Here is an 18,265-nt window from a genome sequence, read left to right on the forward strand (position 1 = left end):
GGGACTCCAGGGTCGGCCGTGCACGCGGTACGGGCTCTCAGTACGCCGAGACGAGCTTCCCGTCCTCGACCTTCAGGTAGACGTCCACGTCGAACGTGTCCTCGCTCTTCTGCGCGTCGCCGAAGTAGTCCGTGTACGAGTACCCGATCCTGCCGTCCGCGGTGCTCGTCACCTCGACGAGTCCGCCCCCGGAGGACTGCACCTCGAGATCCGGCTTCGACCGGACGTCGTACTGCACGGCGCCGTCCGCGTCGTACGGGCCGTACCAGGGGCAGCCGTCCGCGTAGCTGATGTCGGTCTTCGCCGCGCAGTCGTCGATGAGGTCCGACACGTACTGCTCGGCATCGGTCTCGAGCTGCTTCGTGGGCTTCGCCTCGAAGTCGGCGTACGGCGAGCTCGACGACCCCACGCGGAGCGTCTCGGTGCCGCCGGTGAAGTACTCCGTGCCGCCGACCTCGACCTGGTAGCTGCCGGGGTAGGCGAGCGACGTGAAGGCGCCGTTCTCGATCTCGCCCACCTTCTTGCCGCCGACCGTCACGTCGGCGCCCTCGAGGACCTGCGCGGCCGAGACCGTCACGCGGTCCGTGAGCGGCTCCGTGACGCGCCACTCGTCCTTCACGAGGAACGACGTGCCGGTCCGCTCGAGGACGATCTGACCCGAGCGCTGCGCGTCGCCCTGCCGGAAGGTGACGTTCGCGTACGCGGTGTCCCCGCTGGTCGACACCCGGCCGACGCGGACGTCGGTGGGACGGTCCTTCGCGCTCTGCAGCACGGCGGAGTCGAGCATCGAGGCGTCGCCGGTCACCTCGCTCAGGCTCGCCGCGGTGTCCGCGTCGCCCTGGGCGATCGCGTCGACGTACGACCGGGCCGTGGGTCCGGGGCCCCAGACGGTGGTGCGGAGCACGCCCGTGGTGATCGCTCCCGCCACGACGACCACGACGACCGCGCCGCCCGCGACGAGGGAGCGCACGAGGACCTTCTTCGCGTGCGGGGACATCGGCGCGGGGGCGGGGGCGCCCTGGCCGACGAAGGGCTGGCTCGGGTGCGGCTGGCCGACCGGCGCACCGGGCTGGACGGACTGGACGGGCTGGTCCGGCTGCGACGGGTCTGCCGTGGCCGCCGGGGCCGCCGCATCGTCGGGCACCGCCCACACCGGAGCCGCACCGTCGGCCGCCGAGCCGGTCGCCCCCGTGGCGGGAGCGACGGGTGCCCTGGGCACGCTAGCGCCGGCGGACCCGTCGAGCGGAACGGTCGGCCGAGCCGGCACCGGGTCGGTCCCGACCACGCGCGCCGTCCGCAGCAGCACGCCGCCGCCGAGGCGGGGGAGCAGCACGGGCGCTACGTACCGGGCGACGACCTCGATGGCCGCACCCCAGAGCGCGAAGACGACGGGCGTCCACGGGGCCACACCGACCGAGCCGGACCCGCCGACCGCACTCGAACCGGTCACCTGGTAGGACACCACGCCGGTGCCGAGCACGAACAGCACGAGTCCGGCGACGAACCAGACCACGGGCGTCGCGACCCAGTCGAGCGTCGTGCGGACCCGGTCGTTCCGGCGCACCGCGAGCGCCAGACCGGCCGCGAACGAGCTCACGACGACGAGCAGGACGACGAGCCAGGTCCAGCCGCCGGCGCCCGCGAACACCGAGGCGTCGCTCCCGGCGGCACCGAGTCCGGAGGTGCCGACCCCGCCGAGGAAGCCGAGCGCGGTCAGGGCGACGGCCGCGTTGCCGAGCAGCAGCGGCAGGGCGGCGCCCCACGACGGCTGCGCGACGAGCGCCACGACGACGAGCACGAGGGCGAGCAGGACGAGGAGCCCGCCGAGCTGCCACGCGGCGACCCGCAGGGCACCGAGTGCCCGGGCGACGGAGGTGCTCCGGCCGACGAGCAGCGACGGACGGGCGAGCAGCACCGCGAGGGTGCCGATCACGAACGACCCGAGCACGCTACCGATCCCCACGGCGTGCACGGGGTCGATCTGCACCCCGGAGACGGCGGGGAACCGGATGGCGAGCACGAGGCCGGCGAGCGTGGTGACCGCGGTGGTCACGAGCCCGGCGACGACCGCCGTGACGACGAGCTGCGGGAGCGCGAGGACCCGGCTCCGGATGCGGCGCGTGAGCACGACCGCGAGCACGACCTGCGCCGCGAGCACCAGCACGGGCACGACGCCGACCGACCCCGACCCGGAACCGAGCAGCAGGATCGAACCGGAGCCGTGCAGCCGCCCGAGGTCCGCGAGGGCGACGAGCTGTGCCGGGGACCCCAGCAGCACGCTCACACCCGACAGCAGCGACTGGACGTCGGGCGCCCCGGCCGACCCGAGGTCGGAGCCGCCGGTGCCGAGGCCCGAGGACGAGCCCGTGGACACCGGACCGGAACCGGCGGCGGCCACGGCGACCGTCAGGAGCAGCGAGATCGCCGCGACGACGTACGCCGCGACCCACCCGCCGACGGCCGCGACGACGGCGGCGACCCAGTCGCGACCGGGGACGGCGCGGAGCAGGCGACCGAGCGGGTCCGACGCTGCCGGCGCGGCTGACGGGGGCCCGGGCGGAACGGGCGGGACGGGCGACTGATCGCTCACGACGGTTGGGTCCTCTCTCGTCGAGAGGGCGGTGACGACCCCGTGCGTCACCTGCGTGTCCCCCCGACACGATGGACGCAGCGTACCGGAAGCCGTCGATCCGCCGTGAATCCGCTGTCGGCACGCTGGTAACTTCGGCACCGAACCCGGCGTTCGTGCCGGGCGGAACGGAGACCCCAGCACCCCATGGCAGCACCCCGCACCGAACAGACCCGCTACGCCTTCGTCGTCGCCTCGAACCGCCTGCCGGTCGACCGCATCGTCGACGAGGACGGCAACGAGGGCTGGCGGCACTCGCCCGGCGGCCTCGTCACCGCACTCGAACCGGTGATGCGCGCGAACGACGGTGCCTGGGTCGGCTGGGTCGGCCAGCCCGACGTCGAGGTCGCCCCGTTCGACAACGAGGGCATCCACATCGTGCCCGTCCCGCTGAGCAACGACGACGTCGAGGAGTACTACGAGGGGTTCAGCAACGACACCCTCTGGCCGCTCTACCACGACGTCATCGAGCACCCGAGCTACCACCGCGACTGGTGGAACGCGTACAAGCGCGTGAACCAGCGCTTCGCCGAGCAGATCGCCGAGATCGTCGAGCAGGACGGCATCGTCTGGGTGCAGGACTACCAGCTGCAGCTCGTCCCCGCCCTCCTCCGCGAGCTCCGCCCGGACCTGACGATCGGCTTCTTCAACCACATCCCGTTCCCGCCCGTCGGCATCTACGCCCAGCTCCCGTGGCGCGCGCAGATCCTCGACGGCCTGCTCGGGGCGGACGTGATCGGCTTCCAGCGGCACGACGACGCGAGCGACTTCCTCCGGGCGGTCCGGCACATCAAGGGCTACACGACCAAGGGGCAGACGATCGACGTCCCCGTCGACGACCCGGACGCACCGCGCAGCCGCAAGGGCATCACGGTGCGGCACGTCGAGGCCCGGCACTTCCCGATCTCCATCGACGCCGCCGGCTTCGAGGAGATCGCGCACCGGCCCGAGGTGCAGGAGCGCGCCCGTGAGATCCGTGCGAGCCTCGGCAACCCGAAGACCGTGCTGCTCGGCGTCGACCGCCTCGACTACACGAAGGGCATCCGCCACCGGATCAAGGCCTTCGGCGAACTCGTCGAGGACGGTCGCATCGCGGTCGAGGACGCCACCCTCGTGCAGGTCGCCAGCCCGAGCCGCGAGCGCGTCGACACGTACGCCACGCTCCGCGACGAGATCGAGCTCACGGTCGGCCGCATCAACGGCGACCTCGGCGTGATCGGACACCAGCCGATCGCCTACCTGCACCACGGCTACCCGCGCGAGGAGATGGTGGCGCTCTACCTCGCCGCCGACATCATGCTCGTCACGGCCCTCCGCGACGGCATGAACCTCGTCGCGAAGGAGTACGTCGCGGCCCGGTTCGACAACGACGGCGTCCTCATCCTGTCCGAGTTCGCCGGTGCCGCCGACGAACTGAAGCAGGCCGTCATCGTCAACCCGCACGACATCGGCGCGCTGAAGGACTCGATCCAGCGCGCGATCGAGATGCCCCGACGCGAACGCTCGACCCGCATGCGGGCCCTCCGCAAGCGCGTCCGCGACAACGACGTGGCGCGCTGGTCGCGCTCGTTCCTCGAGGCGCTCGACCGCCACGCCCCGAAGAACGCGCAGATCGACCCCTCCGCGGCGGACCCAAAGGACCAGCACCGCGAGGCGCAGACGGACAACATGTCGATCTTCGACCAGGACGCCCAGACGGCGCGTGCTGCCGAGGACACCCGGGAGGCGCGTGATGCCTGAGACGACCACCGACCAGACCGCCGTCGACCGGGCCCTCGAGACGCTCGCGGCTGCGCCGCGACTCATCGTCGCCCTCGACTTCGACGGCACGCTCGCGCCGTTCGCCGACGACCCGTCGCAGGTCGGCGCGCTGCCCGGCTCGTGGGCGGCCGTCCTCACCCTGCACCGGGCGAAGGACACCGAGGTCGTCCTGGTCTCCGGGCGCCCGCTGGACAGCCTCGCCGCGGTGACGCACGCCCCCGCCGAGATGGCCCTCGTCGGGTCGCACGGCGTCGAGTGGCGCGTCGACGGGCACGACGAAGCGGCCCTCACCGACGACGAGCAGACCCGCGTGGCCCGGATCGGCACCGCGCTCGACGCGGTCGGGGAGCGGTTCCCGGGTGTCGTCATCGAGCACAAGCCGGCCGGCCACGGCGTGCACACCCGCCGGGTGAGCGCCGAGGTCGCGGCCGAGGCGAACGCCGCCGCGAGTGCCGCCGCGCACGAGGCCGACCCGGACGTCCTCGAACGCGGGGGCAAGGACATCCTCGAGTTCGCCGTCCGGCACGTCACCAAGGGCGACGCGATCGCCCGGCTGCGCGACCTGCACGGCGCCGACGCGGTGTTCTTCGCCGGCGACGACGTCACCGACGAGGACGCCTTCCGGGTGCTCCGCGACGGCGACGTCGGCGTGAAGGTGGGGGAGGGCGACACGCTCGCCGGCTACCGCGTCGCCGACCCGGCGGCGCTCACCGACGTGCTGAAGCAGCTCGCGCGGATCCGCGCCACGCGCTGACCCGCAGCGACCCGACGGACCCGCGCCGCGCCTCCTGGACCGCCCGTCACCCATGCGGATGCATGGAGTTGTCGGCTTGGTATCCCAACTGCGCCTAGACTCACCCCATGCCTGATATCGACGTCAAGCCGCGCAGCCGGGTCGTCACCGACGGGATCGAAGCAACCACCTCGCGTGGCATGCTGCGTGCCGTCGGGATGGGGGACGAGGACTGGGAGAAGCCGCAGATCGGCATCGCCTCCTCGTGGAACGAGATCACCCCGTGCAACCTCTCCCTCGACCGCCTCGCGCAGGGGGCGAAGGAGGGCGTCCACTCCGGCGGCGGGTACCCGCTCCAGTTCGGCACCATCTCCGTCTCCGACGGCATCTCGATGGGCCACGAGGGCATGCACTTCTCCCTCGTCTCGCGTGAGGTCATCGCCGACAGCGTCGAGACCGTCGTGAACGCCGAGCGGCTGGACGGCACCGTCCTGCTCGCCGGCTGCGACAAGTCCCTTCCAGGCATGCTCATGGCGGCCGCGCGCCTCGACCTCGCGAGCGTCTTCCTCTACGCGGGCTCGGTCATGCCGGGCTACGTGAAGCAGGCCGACGGCTCCTTCAAGGAGGTCACGATCATCGACTCCTTCGAGGGCGTCGGCGCGTGCAAGGCCGGCACCATGTCGGAAGAGGAACTCAAGAAGATCGAGTGTGCGATCGTTCCGGGCGAGGGCGCCTGCGGCGGCATGTACACCGCGAACACCATGGCGTCGGTCGCCGAGGCCCTCGGCATGTCGCTCCCCGGCTCGGCAGCGCCGCCCAGCGCCGACCGTCGGCGTGACTACTACGCGCACCGCTCCGGCGAGGCCGTGGTGAACATGCTCCGCCTGGGCCTCACCGCGCGCCAGATCCTCACGAAGGAGGCGTTCGAGAACGCCATCGCCGTCGCCATGGCACTCGGAGGCTCCACGAACGTCGTCCTCCACCTCCTCGCGATCGCGCACGAGGCCGAGGTCGAGCTCTCCCTCGACGACTTCAACCGCATCGGCTCGAAGGTCCCGCACCTCGCCGACATGAAGCCGTTCGGCAAGTACGTCATGGTCGACGTGGACCGCAACGGCGGCATCCCGGTGATCATGAAGGCGCTGCTCGACGCCGGCCTGCTGCACGGCGACGTCATGACCGTCACCGGCAAGACCCTTGCCGAGAACCTGGCCGAGATCGACCCGCCGGAGCTCGACGGCGAGGTGTTCCGGACGCTCGACAACCCGATCCACGCCACCGGCGGCCTGACGATCCTGCAGGGCTCCTTCGCGCCGGAGGGTGCCGTGGTGAAGACGGCCGGCTTCGACGCCGAGGTCTTCGAGGGTCCCGCACGGGTGTTCGACCGCGAGCGCGCCGCCATGGACGCCCTCACCGAGGGGAAGATCCAGAAGGGCGACGTCGTCGTCATCCGGTACGAGGGTCCCAAGGGCGGCCCGGGCATGCGTGAGATGCTCGCCATCACGGCGGCCATCAAGGGCGCTGGACTCGGCAAGGATGTACTACTGTTGACGGACGGACGATTCTCAGGCGGCACAACCGGCCTGTGCATCGGCCACATCGCACCGGAAGCGGTGGACGCAGGTCCAGTCGCATTCGTGCGCGATGGCGACCGCATCCGTGTCGACATCGCGGCTCGCTCGCTCGACCTACTGGTCGACGAAGCCGAGCTGGAAGCCCGCCGAGAAGGCTGGGCCCCGCTGCCCCCGCGCTACACCCGCGGAGTCCTCGCGAAGTTCGCGAAGCTCGTCCAGTCCGCCGCCAAGGGCGCGGTCACGGGCTAGCGTCGACACACGCACCATCGCCATCACTCCAGGCAAGGAACACCTCATGCCCACGGAAGCCACTCCGCTGTCCGCGGCCGCCGGTGCACGCCGGACGCCGGAGATCCTGACCGGCTCGGGAGCCGTCCTCCGGACGCTCGAGCACCTCGGGATCACCGACGTCTTCGGCCTGCCGGGCGGTGCGATCATCCCGTTCTACGACGAGCTCATGGCGTCGCAGACGATCCGCCACGTCCTCGTCCGGCACGAGCAGGGCGCCGGCCACGCCGCCGAGGGCTACGCCTCGGCGTCCGGCAAGGTCGGCGTCGCCATCGCGACCTCGGGCCCCGGTGCGACGAACCTCGTCACCGCGATCGCCGACGCCTACATGGACTCGGTGCCGTTCATCGCCATCACCGGCCAGGTCTTCTCGACCCTGATGGGGACGGACGCCTTCCAAGAAGCCGACATCGTCGGCATCACGATGCCGATCACGAAGCACTCGTTCCTCGTGACCGACCCGGCCGACGTGCCGGCGACCCTCGCCGCGGCGCACCTCATCGCGACGACCGGACGCCCCGGCCCCGTGCTGGTCGACATCACGAAGGACGCCCAGCAGAAGTCGGCGCCGTACGTCTGGCCGCCCAAGATCGACCTGCCCGGCTACCGGCCGGTCACCAAGGCGCACGGCAAGCAGATCACCGCGGCCGCGCAGCTCCTCGCCGAGTCCGAGCGCCCGGTGCTCTACGTCGGCGGCGGCGTCATCCGCTCCCGGGCGACCGCCGAGCTGCTCCGCTTCGCCGAGGCCACCGGTGCGCCGGTCGTCACGACGCTGATGGCACGGGGCGCCTTCCCCGACTCGCACCCGCAGCACCTCGGCATGCCCGGCATGCACGGCACCGTCCCGGCGGTGCTCGGTCTGCAGGACAGCGACCTCATCATCGCGCTCGGTGCCCGCTTCGACGACCGCGTGACCGGCAAGGCCGACGAGTTCGCGCCGAACGCCAAGGTCGTGCACGTGGACATCGACCCGGCCGAGATCTCGAAGATCCGCTTCGCCGACGTCCCGATCGTGGGCGACGCGAAAGAGGTCCTGGTCGACCTGCTCGACGCGTGGGGCGGCATCCCGACCGACCAGCGTGCGAGCACCGCCGAGTGGTGGGCGAAGCTCGAGCAGCTCAAGGTCGACTTCCCGCTCGGCTACGCGGAGCCGACGGACGGACTGCTGGCGCCGCAGGCCATCATCAAGCGCATCGGCGAGCTGAGCGGCCCCGAGGCGATCTACGCCTCCGGCGTCGGGCAGCACCAGATGTGGTCGGCGCAGTTCATCAAGTACGAGCGTCCGAACGCCTGGCTGAACTCCGGCGGCGCGGGCACGATGGGCTACTCCGTCCCCGCCGCGATGGGCGCGAAGGTCGCCGAGCCGGACCGCGTGGTCTGGGCGATCGACGGCGACGGCTGCTTCCAGATGACCAACCAGGAGCTCGCGACCTGCGTCATCAACGACATCCCGATCAAGGTCGCGATCATCAACAACTCGTCGCTCGGCATGGTGCGGCAGTGGCAGACGCTGTTCTACGACGGCCGCCACTCGTTCACCGACCTCGAGACCGGCCACGACTCGCGCCGCGTGCCCGACTTCGTGAAGCTGGCGGACGCGTACGGTGCCCTCGGCATCCGCGTCGAGAAGGCGGACGAGGTCGACGCCGCCATCCAGCTCGCCCTCGAGACGAACGACCGCCCCGTGGTGATCGACTTCGTCGTGAGCCGCGACTCGATGGTCTGGCCGATGGTCCCGCAGGGAGTCAGCAACTCGTCCATCGAGTACGCCCAGGCCCTCGCCCCCACCTGGGACGACGAGGACGCCGACATGACGGGGGAAACCGCATGAGCCACGTCCTCTCCCTCCTCGTCGAGGACAAGCCGGGTCTGCTGACCCGCGTCGCCGGGCTGTTCGCGCGCCGCGGGTTCAACATCGAGTCCCTCGCGGTCGGCAACACCGAGGTCGACGGCCTCAGCCGGATCACGGTCGTCGTCGACGTCGAGGACCTCCCGCTCGAGCAGGTGACGAAGCAGCTCAACAAGCTGGTCAACGTCATCAAGATCGTCGAGCTGGACTTCTCCCAGTCCGTCCAGCGCGAGCACATGCTCGTGAAGGTGCGGGTGGACAACCAGACGCGCTCGGCCGTGCTCGAGGCAGTGAACCTGTTCCGTGCGCAGGTCGTCGACGTCGCGAATGACTCGCTCATCGTCGAGGTGACCGGCGACCCCGGCAAGATCCAGGCGATCCTCCGCGTGCTCGAGCCCTACGGCATCAAGGAGCTCGCCCGTGCGGGCCTCCTCGGCATGGGCCGTGGGCCCAAGAGCATCACCGACCGGGTGCGCTGACCGCGACCCGTGACGGACTGGAGGCGCGGGTCGCCACCCGCACCGCGCCTCCAGTCCGTCTCCTCCCGACTCACCGCAACCAACGCTTCCCGAACCGACCACAGGAGAACCACCACCGTGACTGACATCGTGTACGACGCCGACGCCGACCTGACGCTCATCCAGGGCAAGAAGGTCGCCGTCATCGGGTACGGCTCGCAGGGCCACGCCCACGCCCTCAACCTCCGCGACAGCGGCGTCGAGGTCAAGATCGGCCTGCAGGAGGGCTCGAAGAGCCGCCAGAAGGCGGAAGAGGCCGGCTTCGAGGTCCTCACCCCGGCCGACGCCACGGCCTGGGCGGACGTCGTCGTCATCCTCGCGCCGGACCAGGTCCAGCGCATCGTCTACAAGGACGACATCGAGCCCAACCTCAAGCCGGGCGCCACGCTCGTCTTCGGCCACGGCTTCAACATCCGCTTCGGCTACATCCAGGCGCCGGAGGGCGTCGACGTGTCGCTCGTCGCCCCCAAGGGCCCGGGGCACACCGTGCGCCGCGAGTACGAGGCCGGCCGCGGCGTCCCCGTGATCGTCGCCGTCGAGGTCGACGCGTCCGGCTCCGCCTGGGACCTCGCGTGGTCGTACTCGAAGGCCATCGGCGGCCTCCGCTCCGGCGGCATCAAGACGACCTTCACCGAGGAGACCGAGACCGACCTGTTCGGCGAGCAGGCCGTCCTGTGCGGTGGCACCTCGCAGCTCATCCAGTACGGCTTCGAGACCCTGGTCGAGGCCGGCTACCAGCCGCAGATCGCCTACTTCGAGGTCTTGCACGAGCTCAAGCTCATCGTCGACCTCATCTGGGAGGGCGGCCTCACGAAGCAGCGCTGGTCGATCTCCGACACGGCCGAGTTCGGTGACTACGTCTCCGGCCCGCGCGTGATCTCGCCCGAGGTCAAGGAGAACATGAAGGCCGTCCTCGCGGACATCCAGAACGGTGCCTTCGCGAAGCGCTTCATCGACGACCAGGACGCCGGCGCGCCGGAGTTCAAGGCACTCCGCGCCAAGGGCGAGGGCCACCCGATCGAGGCGACCGGTCGCGAGCTGCGCGCCCTCTTCGCGTGGAAGTCGAACGACGCCGACTACGTGGACGGTTCCGCCGCGCGGTAGTCTTCGCAACACCACTCGACGACGAGGCGGCGGTGCACCCGCACCGCCGCCTCGCGATGTGACCCGAACGTTATGCAGCACTTCACCACCAGCCCCGACGCCGCCCACCGGCGTCCCCTCGGCGTTCCCGGGGACGTTTCGCGACGACCGTCGTCCGGCCCGGACATGGGCGGTCCTCAGGTCGTCGTCCAGCATGGGAGGATCGTCGGATGGCGGTGACGAAGCGAGCGGTCCACATCGGCGCCGGCAAGATCGGACGCGGGTTCGTGGGGCAGTTCCTGGTCGCGAGCGGCTACGAGCTCACCTTCGTGGACGTCGACGACCGCGTCGTCTCGGCACTGAACGAAGCCGGCCGGTTCGTCGTGCACGAGGTCGGCGAGATGCCGGTCGAGCACCTCGTCTACGGGTTCACGGCCCTCAGCAGCAAGACCGACCGCGAGCAGGTCGTCCGGGCCATCGCCGAAGCCGACGTCGTCACGACCGCGGTCGGCGCCCGGACCCTCCCGCTCGTCGCCCCCGTCATCGCCGAGGGGCTGGCGGCCCGGCCGCTCGACCGTGGCGACGTCACGATCGTGGCGTGCGAGAACGCCTTCAACGCGACGGACTCCCTGCACGCCAGCATCCGTCGTGCCCCCATCCTCGAGGACCGCGACATCGCCGCCGTCTTCGCGAACTGCGCCATCGACCGCATCGTCCCCGACCAGTCCGGGGTGCTCGGCCAGTCCGGCGGCCTCGACGTCGTGCTCGAGCCGTTCTACGAGTGGGTCATCGAGCGCACGCCCTTCGCCGACTCCGACGCCGAGCCGCCGGCGATCGACGGCGTGACCTGGGTCGACGACCTGCAGCCGTTCGTCGAGCGCAAGCTCTACACGGTGAACACCGCGCACGCGACGGCCGCCTACCACGGCTACGTCCGGGGCATCCGCCTCATCCGCGAGGCACTCGAGGACGAGGCCGTCCGCGCCGAGGTCGACGGCGTCCTCGCCGAGACCACCGCGCTCCTCGTCGCCAAGCACGGCTTCGACCCGGAGGAGCACGCGCGCTACGTCGCCGCGAACCTCTCCCGCATCGCGAACCCGCACCTCCCGGACACGACCGTCCGCGTCGGACGCAACCCGCTCCGGAAGCTCGGCCGCCGCGAGCGCTTCGTCGGCCCGGCCGCGCAGCTCGCCGAACGCGGGCTCCCCGTCGACCACCTGCTCGGCGCCGTGCGCGTCGCGCTCGACTTCGACGACGAGAACGACCCCGAGTCGATCGAGCTGCACGCGCTGCTCCGCTCGGGTGCGACGGCACACGCCCTCACCGAGATCCTCACCGGCCTGATGGAGAGCCACCCGCTGTTCCCCGCGGTGCGCGAGGTCGTCGCCGAGGTCCTCGAGACCCAGCCCGCCGACGTCTGACCGGCGGCCGCACCGGTCGTCCGTGGTCGAGCCGGAGCGGCACGCCTCGTAGAATCGAGGCATGACCACGGCAGCATCCCCGCCCGACGGCTCGGTCGACCACGACGACGACGCCCTCAGCTGGGGCGACGCCGACGACGCGACCCACGTCGACGCGGCGCACAACCCGGTCACCGTCAAGGAACGCTCCGGCCGTGACCCCGAGGCCCCCGAGACCTCCGGCGCGCTCATCGGGTTCGGCGTCTTCGGTGGCCTGTACCTGCTCTACACGGTGGCGTGGCTGCTCACGGCCTCGACCTCGTACGTCTCGGACGTCGACACCGTGCTGACCGTCTTCGTCGAGGTCCTGCGGTTCCTGTCGATCGTCGCACCCGCGCTGTGGTTCACCGTCGTGCTCTGGGCCGGCCGTGGACAGCGCACGCGGAGCCGTCTGCTGTGGATGCTGCTCGGCGCCCTCGTCCTCTTCCCGTGGCCGTTCCTCATGACGCGGAGCTTCGGGTGACCGCGGCGACGCCGACCGTCCGTCGGTCGTCCCGGGCGTTCGTCGGCAAGGTCGTCGTCTGGCTCGTGTTCGCCCTGCTGTTCGCGTACATGACCGTGCAGAGCGTCGGCAACCTCGTGACCGTCTCGCAGTCCGTCCGCGCGTTCAACGCGTTCCTCGGCACGACGTCCGGCGGCGACTCGCTGGCCCGCAGCACCCCGTGGGTGTGGCTCGTGCTGGACATCGCGATCGCGCCGGTCGCGTTCGTCGTCGCGCTGTGGGTCAGCCGTCGCGCGCGGCTCGCGGTGACGATCGGTGTCTTCGTCCTCGCGTTCGCCGCCGCCGGCGCGCTGTGGCTCGATCTGCAGCTCTTCGTGCCGCGGCTGCTGGATTTCTGACGGTCCGTCCGACGGCCAGGAGGCGCGGTGCCGGCTGGCACCGCGCCTCCCGTCCGTCGTGGGGTCGCCCACCGGACCGACCCGGCGGTCGTAACCACGTGCGCACGTCGATACGATGGTGGGATACCGCCCGTCTCGTGTGAGGAAACTGCAGCTGTGCCGAAGCCGGTCGTCCTGATCGCCGAAGAACTCTCGCCCGCCACAGTCGACGCCCTCGGGCCCGACTTCGAGATCCGGAACGTGGACGGTACCGACCGCCCCGCCCTCCTGGCCTCCCTCGCCGATGCGCACGCCATCCTGGTGCGCTCCGCCACCAAGGTCGACGCCGAGGCGATCGCCGCGGCCCCGAACCTCAAGGTCGTCGCCCGTGCCGGTGTCGGCCTCGACAACGTCGACATCAAGGCGGCCACCACCGCAGGGGTGATGGTCGTCAACGCGCCGACGTCGAACATCATCTCCGCCGCCGAGCTCACGGTCGGCCACATCCTGTCGCTCGCGCGCCACATCCCGGCCGCACACGCGTCGCTCGCCGCCGGCACCTGGAAGCGCTCCGCGTACACCGGTGTCGAGCTGTACGAGAAGACCGTCGGCATCATCGGTCTCGGCCGCATCGGTGCGCTCATCACCCAGCGCCTGCAGGCGTTCGGCGTCCAGGTCATCGCGTACGACCCGTACGTCACCACGGCCCGTGCCCAGCAGCTCGGGGTCGAGCTCGTCTCGCTCGAGGACCTGCTCAAGCGCGCCGACTTCACCACGATCCACATGCCGAAGACGCCGGAGACGGTCGGCATGATCTCGGACGACCAGTTCGCGCTCATGAAGCCGACCGCGTTCGTCGTGAACGTCGCCCGTGGCGGGCTGATCGACGAGGACGCGCTGCACCGTGCGCTCACCTCGAACACGATCGCCGGCGCCGGTCTCGACGTCTTCGTGTCCGAGCCCCCGAAGGACTCGCCGCTCGTCGCGCTCCCGAACGTCGTCGTCACGCCGCACCTCGGTGCCTCGACGGACGAAGCGCAGGAGAAGGCGGGCGTCTCGGTCGCCAAGTCCGTGCGGCTCGCCCTCGGCGGAGAACTCGTCCCCGACGCGGTCAACGTCGCCGGTGGCGTCATCGACCCGTACGTGCGCCCGGGCATCCCGCTCGTCGAGAAGCTCGGTCAGGTGTTCACCGGCCTCGCGACGTCGCCCGTCACCAGCATCGACGTCGAGGTGCACGGCGAGCTCGCCGAGTTCGACGTCAGCGTGCTGAAGCTCGCGGCGCTCAAGGGCGTCTTCACCGACGTCGTCAGCGACCAGGTGTCCTACGTGAACGCACCGTTGATCGCCGAGCAGCGCGGGGTCACCGTGCGGCTCATCACCGACTCGGACAGCCCCGAGTACCGGAACGTGCTCACGATCCGCGGGGCCCAGTCAGACGGCCCGGCGATCAGCGTGTCCGGCACGCTCACCGGCCCGAAGCAGGTCGCGAAGCTCGTCGAGATCAACGGTCACGACGTCGAGGTCGCCCTCGCCGAGCACCACGTGGTGATGGAGTACACCGACCGGCCCGGCATCGTCGCGGTCTACGGCAAGGAGTTCGGCGACGCCGGCATCAACATCGCGGCGATGCAGATCTCGCGGGAAGCCGCCGGCGGCCAGGCGCTCAGCGTCCTCACCGTCGACTCGCCGGTCCCGGCCGAGATCCTCGAGCACGTCCGGTCCACGATCGACGCGGCCTCGCTCCGCGAGATCGACATCACGCTGTAGGGGAGTGGCGGACATGACGCAGACGGTGAAGCTCGCGGTGATCCGCGGGGACGGCATCGGACCCGAGGTGGTCGACGAGGCGCTGAAGGTCCTGCACGCGGTGCTGCCGGACGACCTCGTGGTGGAGGAGACCCCGTTCTCCCTCGGTGCCGACCGGTTCCTCGAGACCGGTGACATCCTCACCGAGGACGACATGTCCGCCATCGCCACCCACGACGCGATCCTGCTCGGCGCGGTCGGCGGCGACCCCCGCGACCCCCGGCTCGCCGGCGGGATCATCGAGCGCGGGCTGCTGCTGAAGCTGCGGTTCGCCTTCGACCACTACGTGAACCTGCGCCCGACCGTCGTCTACCCGTCGGTCACGACGCCGCTGACGTCCCCCGGTGACGTCGACTTCGTGGTCGTGCGCGAGGGCACCGAGGGACCGTACGTCGGCAACGGCGGCGCCATCCGCGTCGGTACCCCGCAGGAGATCGCGACCGAGGTCTCGTTGAACACCGCGTACGGCGTCGAGCGCGTCGTCCGGTACGCGTTCGAGCTGGCGGACCGGCGGCCGCGCAAGCACCTCACGCTCGTGCACAAGAGCAACGTCCTGGTGCACGCCGGAGCCCTCTGGCAGCGCACCGTCGCGGCCGTCGGGCAGGAGTACCCGGACGTCACGGTGGACTACCAGCACGTCGACGCCGTCACCATCCACATGGTGCGGGAACCTGCTAGGTTCGACGTCATCGTCACCGACAACCTCTTCGGGGACATCATCACCGACCTGGCCGGCGCGATCAGCGGCGGCATCGGTCTGGCGGCCTCGGGCAACATCAACCCGGACGGCACCTTCCCCAGCATGTTCGAGCCGGTCCACGGCTCCGCGCCGGACATCGCGGGTCAGCAGAAGGCCGATCCCACGGCCGCCATCCTGTCCGTCGCACTGCTGCTCGACCACATCGGTCACAGCGACCTCGCGGCGGCGGTCACGCGGGCGGTCGAGGCCGACCTCGCCGACCGGGGCACCTCGCAGCGTCGCACGGCCGAGATCGGCGACGCCATCGCCGCCGCGGCCACGGCACGCACCACCACCGCCTGACAGGAGTCTCCCCGTATGAGCACCGACACCGACTTCGGACTCGCGTTCGCCACCACCGCCTCGCCCGAGCGCCGTGCCGCCGCCGAGCGCGAGGAGATCCTCGCCGACCCGGGCTTCGGCAAGCACTTCACGGACCACATGGCCACCGTGCAGTGGACGCTGGACGCCGGGTGGCACGATGCCTCGGTCCACCCGTACGGGCCGATCAGCCTCGACCCCAGCGCGAGCGTCCTGCACTACGCGCAGGAGATCTTCGAGGGGCTGAAGGCCTACCGGCACGCCGACGGCTCGGTCTGGACGTTCCGCCCGGACGCCAACGCCAAGCGCTTCCAGCGGTCCGCGCGGCGGCTCGCGCTGCCGGAGCTGCCGGTGGAGACCTTCGTGGACTCCATCCGCGAGCTGGTCCGGACCGACGTCGACTGGGTGCCCTCGGCGGCCGAGACGAGCCTGTACCTGCGGCCGTTCATGATCGCGACCGAGTCGTTCCTGGGGGTGCGTGCGGCACAGGCGGTGGCGTACCACTGCATCGCGAGCCCGGCGGGGGCGTACTTCACCTCCGGACCGAAGCCGGTGTCGATCTGGCTGTCCACGAACTACGCGCGGGCCGGCAAGGGCGGCACGGGTGCGGCGAAGACCGGCGGCAACTACGCCTCGTCGCTCCTGCCCCAGCAAGAGGCCTACGAGCACGGCTGCCAGCAGGTCATGTTCCTCGACTCGGTCGAGGGCAAGTACCTCGAGGAACTCGGGGGCATGAACGTCGTGCTGGTGAAGGCGGACGGCACGCTCGTCACGCCGGACTCCGACTCCATCCTCGAGGGCATCACGCGCGACTCGATCCTGCAGCTGGCGGAGGACCGCGGGCTGCGCGTCGAACGCCGTCGGGTGACCCTCGACGAGTGGCGTGACGGCGTCGAGGACGGCTCCATCACCGAGGCCTTCGCGTGCGGGACCGCCGCCGTCGTGACCCCGATCGCGGAACTCCGCGGCGAGGGCTTCACGATCGGGTCGCCGACCGTCGGGGCCGGCGAGCTGACGATGTCCCTGCGCGACGAACTCACCGACATCCAGTACGGCCGCCGTCCCGACCCGCACGGGTGGATGACGCGCCTGACCGACCCGGCCTGAACGCACACCACACGTCGATAGGCTCCAACGGTGAAGATCGCACGGTTCAGCAGCAAGGGCGAAGACCCCCGGTACGGCATCCTCGACGAGCGCGACCTGGTCGTGCTGGCGGGTGACCCGATGTACCAGGGGTTCGAGACCACGGGGGAGCGGGTGCCCCTGGCGGACGCCAAGCTCCTCGCCCCCGTCATCCCGCGGTCGAAGGTGATCGGCGTGGGGCTCAACTACGCCGAGCACGCGTCCGAGATGGACGAGCGCTCCGGGGACGACCCGGTGGTGTTCCTCAAGCCCAACACGTCGGTGATCGGCCCCGAGGACCCGATCCGTCTCCCCGCCGGGGTCGGACGCGTCGACCACGAGGGCGAGCTCGCCATCGTGATCGGGTCGCTCGCGAAGAACGTCACGCGCGAGGACTTCGCGAGCGTGATCCTCGGCTACACGATCGCCAACGACGTGACCGCCCGTGACCTGCAGGCGCGCGACGGCCAGTGGACTCGGTCCAAGGGCTTCGACACCTTCTGCCCGCTCGGGCCGGCGATCGAGACCGAGATCGACCCGTCGGACATCCGCATCGAGACCCGCGTGGACGGCGACCTGCGCCAGGTGGGCTCGACGAGTGAGATGGTGCACGACATCCCGTCCCTCATCGAGTTCGTCTCGTCGATCTGGACGCTCCTCCCTGGCGACGTCATCCTGACCGGCACCCCTGCCGGCGTCGGCGAGATCCGCGACGGCGAGGTCGTCGAGGTGACGATCGAGGGGATCGGCACACTCAAGAACCCGGTCATCGCCAAGCACTGACATGCGTCACCGAACGGCCCGCTCCCACCGTGGGGGCGGGCCGTTCCGCGTCTCCGCGCGGATCAGCCCCTGCGACACGCCCGGGGTGCGGGACGGTTGGCGGGGCCCCCGGGGCGTGTGTAGAGTAATCACTCGTTGCCGCTGAGGCGGAGAACGGAACGGCCGAGACGGTCACCGGAGCGAACGCCCCGGAGATGCAGTCCGGACGGGGTCCCGCTCAGGCAACGAATCCCGATGACGATCCACTCTCGAAGTGGTCTGTTCGGGGTGAGACGAAATGCCTCTCTGACGACGCTCGTGTTTTACGGGACGAGTGGGGAGTGCGTCTGGTCCTTGAGAACTCAACAGCGTGCACATTGTCAATGCCAATTTATTGACCCCGTGACTCATCAGCTTGCTGGTGGGTTCGGAGACAATTCCTTTTGGATTGAAGATTGTCAGTAGACAGTCAACAGTCAGAATCAACTCGCTGACATCTTCGGGTGTTGGTTGTAATTTTTTACGGAGAGTTTGATCCTGGCTCAGGACGAACGCTGGCGGCGTGCTTAACACATGCAAGTCGAACGATGATGCCCAGCTTGCTGGGTGGATTAGTGGCGAACGGGTGAGTAACACGTGAGTAACCTGCCCCTGACTCTGGGATAAGCGTTGGAAACGACGTCTAATACTGGATATGACTGCCGGCCGCATGGTCTGGTGGTGGAAAGATTTTTTGGTTGGGGATGGACTCGCGGCCTATCAGCTTGTTGGTGAGGTAATGGCTCACCAAGGCGACGA

Annotated in this window: 14 protein-coding genes and 1 rRNA gene; 14 read left to right on the forward strand and 1 reads right to left on the reverse strand. The window is 70.3% G+C overall.

Going from position 1 to position 18,265, the window contains the following annotated elements:
- Positions 1 to 37: 37 nt before the first annotated feature.
- Positions 38 to 2,590, reverse strand: a complete 2,553-nt coding sequence (locus tag ACIPKM_RS11670; RefSeq protein ID WP_402736774.1) for a hypothetical protein — start codon at positions 2,588 to 2,590, stop codon at positions 38 to 40.
- Between the two features lie 186 nt (positions 2,591 to 2,776).
- On the opposite strand from ACIPKM_RS11670, the gene otsA reads away from it, so the two are divergent.
- The 14 genes from otsA to ACIPKM_RS11740 all read left to right on the forward strand — a co-directional run.
- On the forward strand, positions 2,777 to 4,369 hold the full coding sequence (gene otsA / locus ACIPKM_RS11675; protein ID WP_070418525.1) for an alpha,alpha-trehalose-phosphate synthase (UDP-forming): 1,593 nt from the start codon (positions 2,777 to 2,779) through the stop codon (positions 4,367 to 4,369).
- Positions 4,362 to 5,144, forward strand: coding sequence for a trehalose-phosphatase (gene otsB, locus ACIPKM_RS11680; RefSeq protein ID WP_402736775.1), 783 nt, complete (start codon positions 4,362 to 4,364; stop codon positions 5,142 to 5,144). The genes otsA and otsB overlap by 8 nt, the downstream gene beginning before the upstream one ends.
- A gap of 107 nt (positions 5,145 to 5,251) precedes the next feature.
- A complete protein-coding gene (ilvD, locus tag ACIPKM_RS11685) occupies positions 5,252 to 6,946 on the forward strand; it encodes a dihydroxy-acid dehydratase (RefSeq protein WP_070418527.1) in 1,695 nt (564 codons plus the stop codon).
- A gap of 46 nt (positions 6,947 to 6,992) precedes the next feature.
- Positions 6,993 to 8,816, forward strand: a complete 1,824-nt coding sequence (locus tag ACIPKM_RS11690) for an acetolactate synthase large subunit (protein ID WP_070418528.1) — start codon at positions 6,993 to 6,995, stop codon at positions 8,814 to 8,816.
- Positions 8,813 to 9,313, forward strand: a complete 501-nt coding sequence (gene ilvN, locus ACIPKM_RS11695) for an acetolactate synthase small subunit (RefSeq protein WP_022907763.1) — start codon at positions 8,813 to 8,815, stop codon at positions 9,311 to 9,313. The genes ACIPKM_RS11690 and ilvN overlap by 4 nt, the downstream gene beginning before the upstream one ends.
- Positions 9,314 to 9,430: 117 nt before the next feature.
- Positions 9,431 to 10,456: a ketol-acid reductoisomerase gene (gene ilvC / locus ACIPKM_RS11700; protein ID WP_070418529.1), complete on the forward strand. Its 1,026-nt coding sequence runs from the start codon at positions 9,431 to 9,433 to the stop codon at positions 10,454 to 10,456.
- A gap of 209 nt (positions 10,457 to 10,665) precedes the next feature.
- A complete protein-coding gene (locus ACIPKM_RS11705; RefSeq protein ID WP_070418530.1) occupies positions 10,666 to 11,856 on the forward strand; it encodes a mannitol-1-phosphate 5-dehydrogenase in 1,191 nt (396 codons plus the stop codon).
- Positions 11,857 to 11,917: 61 nt separating this feature from the next.
- On the forward strand, positions 11,918 to 12,358 hold the full coding sequence (locus ACIPKM_RS11710; RefSeq protein WP_070418531.1) for a hypothetical protein: 441 nt from the start codon (positions 11,918 to 11,920) through the stop codon (positions 12,356 to 12,358).
- On the forward strand, positions 12,355 to 12,735 hold the full coding sequence (locus ACIPKM_RS11715; protein WP_071303821.1) for a hypothetical protein: 381 nt from the start codon (positions 12,355 to 12,357) through the stop codon (positions 12,733 to 12,735). Before ACIPKM_RS11710 ends, ACIPKM_RS11715 begins: the two co-directional genes overlap by 4 nt.
- Before the next feature lie 156 nt (positions 12,736 to 12,891).
- On the forward strand, positions 12,892 to 14,481 hold the full coding sequence (serA, locus tag ACIPKM_RS11720; protein ID WP_071294936.1) for a phosphoglycerate dehydrogenase: 1,590 nt from the start codon (positions 12,892 to 12,894) through the stop codon (positions 14,479 to 14,481).
- A gap of 13 nt (positions 14,482 to 14,494) precedes the next feature.
- Positions 14,495 to 15,562 (forward strand): 3-isopropylmalate dehydrogenase, encoded by a 1,068-nt coding sequence (locus tag ACIPKM_RS11725; RefSeq protein WP_402736776.1) that lies wholly within the window; start codon positions 14,495 to 14,497, stop codon positions 15,560 to 15,562.
- Between the two features lie 15 nt (positions 15,563 to 15,577).
- A complete protein-coding gene (locus ACIPKM_RS11730) occupies positions 15,578 to 16,687 on the forward strand; it encodes a branched-chain amino acid aminotransferase (protein WP_402736777.1) in 1,110 nt (369 codons plus the stop codon).
- 30 nt (positions 16,688 to 16,717) lie between these two features.
- A complete protein-coding gene (locus ACIPKM_RS11735; protein WP_070418535.1) occupies positions 16,718 to 17,488 on the forward strand; it encodes a fumarylacetoacetate hydrolase family protein in 771 nt (256 codons plus the stop codon).
- 498 nt (positions 17,489 to 17,986) lie between these two features.
- Positions 17,987 to 18,265: ribosomal RNA gene (locus tag ACIPKM_RS11740) — 16S ribosomal RNA — on the forward strand; the annotation flags it as partial.

This window comes from Curtobacterium sp. NPDC086286 (assembly GCF_044746255.1).
Lineage (GTDB): Bacteria > Actinomycetota > Actinomycetes > Actinomycetales > Microbacteriaceae > Curtobacterium.

Excerpts from the sequence above, each read along its gene's own strand:
- otsB (WP_402736775.1), top strand. The coding sequence starts at position 4,362 with ATGCCTGAGACGACCACCGACCAGACCGCCGTCGACCGGGCCCTCGAG.
- ACIPKM_RS11725 (WP_402736776.1), top strand. The coding sequence starts at position 14,495 with ATGACGCAGACGGTGAAGCTCGCGGTGATCCGCGGGGACGGCATCGGA.
- ilvD (WP_070418527.1), top strand. The coding sequence starts at position 5,252 with ATGCCTGATATCGACGTCAAGCCGCGCAGCCGGGTCGTCACCGACGGG.
- ilvN (WP_022907763.1), top strand. The coding sequence starts at position 8,813 with ATGAGCCACGTCCTCTCCCTCCTCGTCGAGGACAAGCCGGGTCTGCTG.
- otsA (WP_070418525.1), top strand. The coding sequence starts at position 2,777 with ATGGCAGCACCCCGCACCGAACAGACCCGCTACGCCTTCGTCGTCGCC.
- ACIPKM_RS11705 (WP_070418530.1), top strand. The coding sequence starts at position 10,666 with ATGGCGGTGACGAAGCGAGCGGTCCACATCGGCGCCGGCAAGATCGGA.
- ACIPKM_RS11690 (WP_070418528.1), top strand. The coding sequence starts at position 6,993 with ATGCCCACGGAAGCCACTCCGCTGTCCGCGGCCGCCGGTGCACGCCGG.
- ACIPKM_RS11710 (WP_070418531.1), top strand. The coding sequence starts at position 11,918 with ATGACCACGGCAGCATCCCCGCCCGACGGCTCGGTCGACCACGACGAC.
- ACIPKM_RS11730 (WP_402736777.1), top strand. The coding sequence starts at position 15,578 with ATGAGCACCGACACCGACTTCGGACTCGCGTTCGCCACCACCGCCTCG.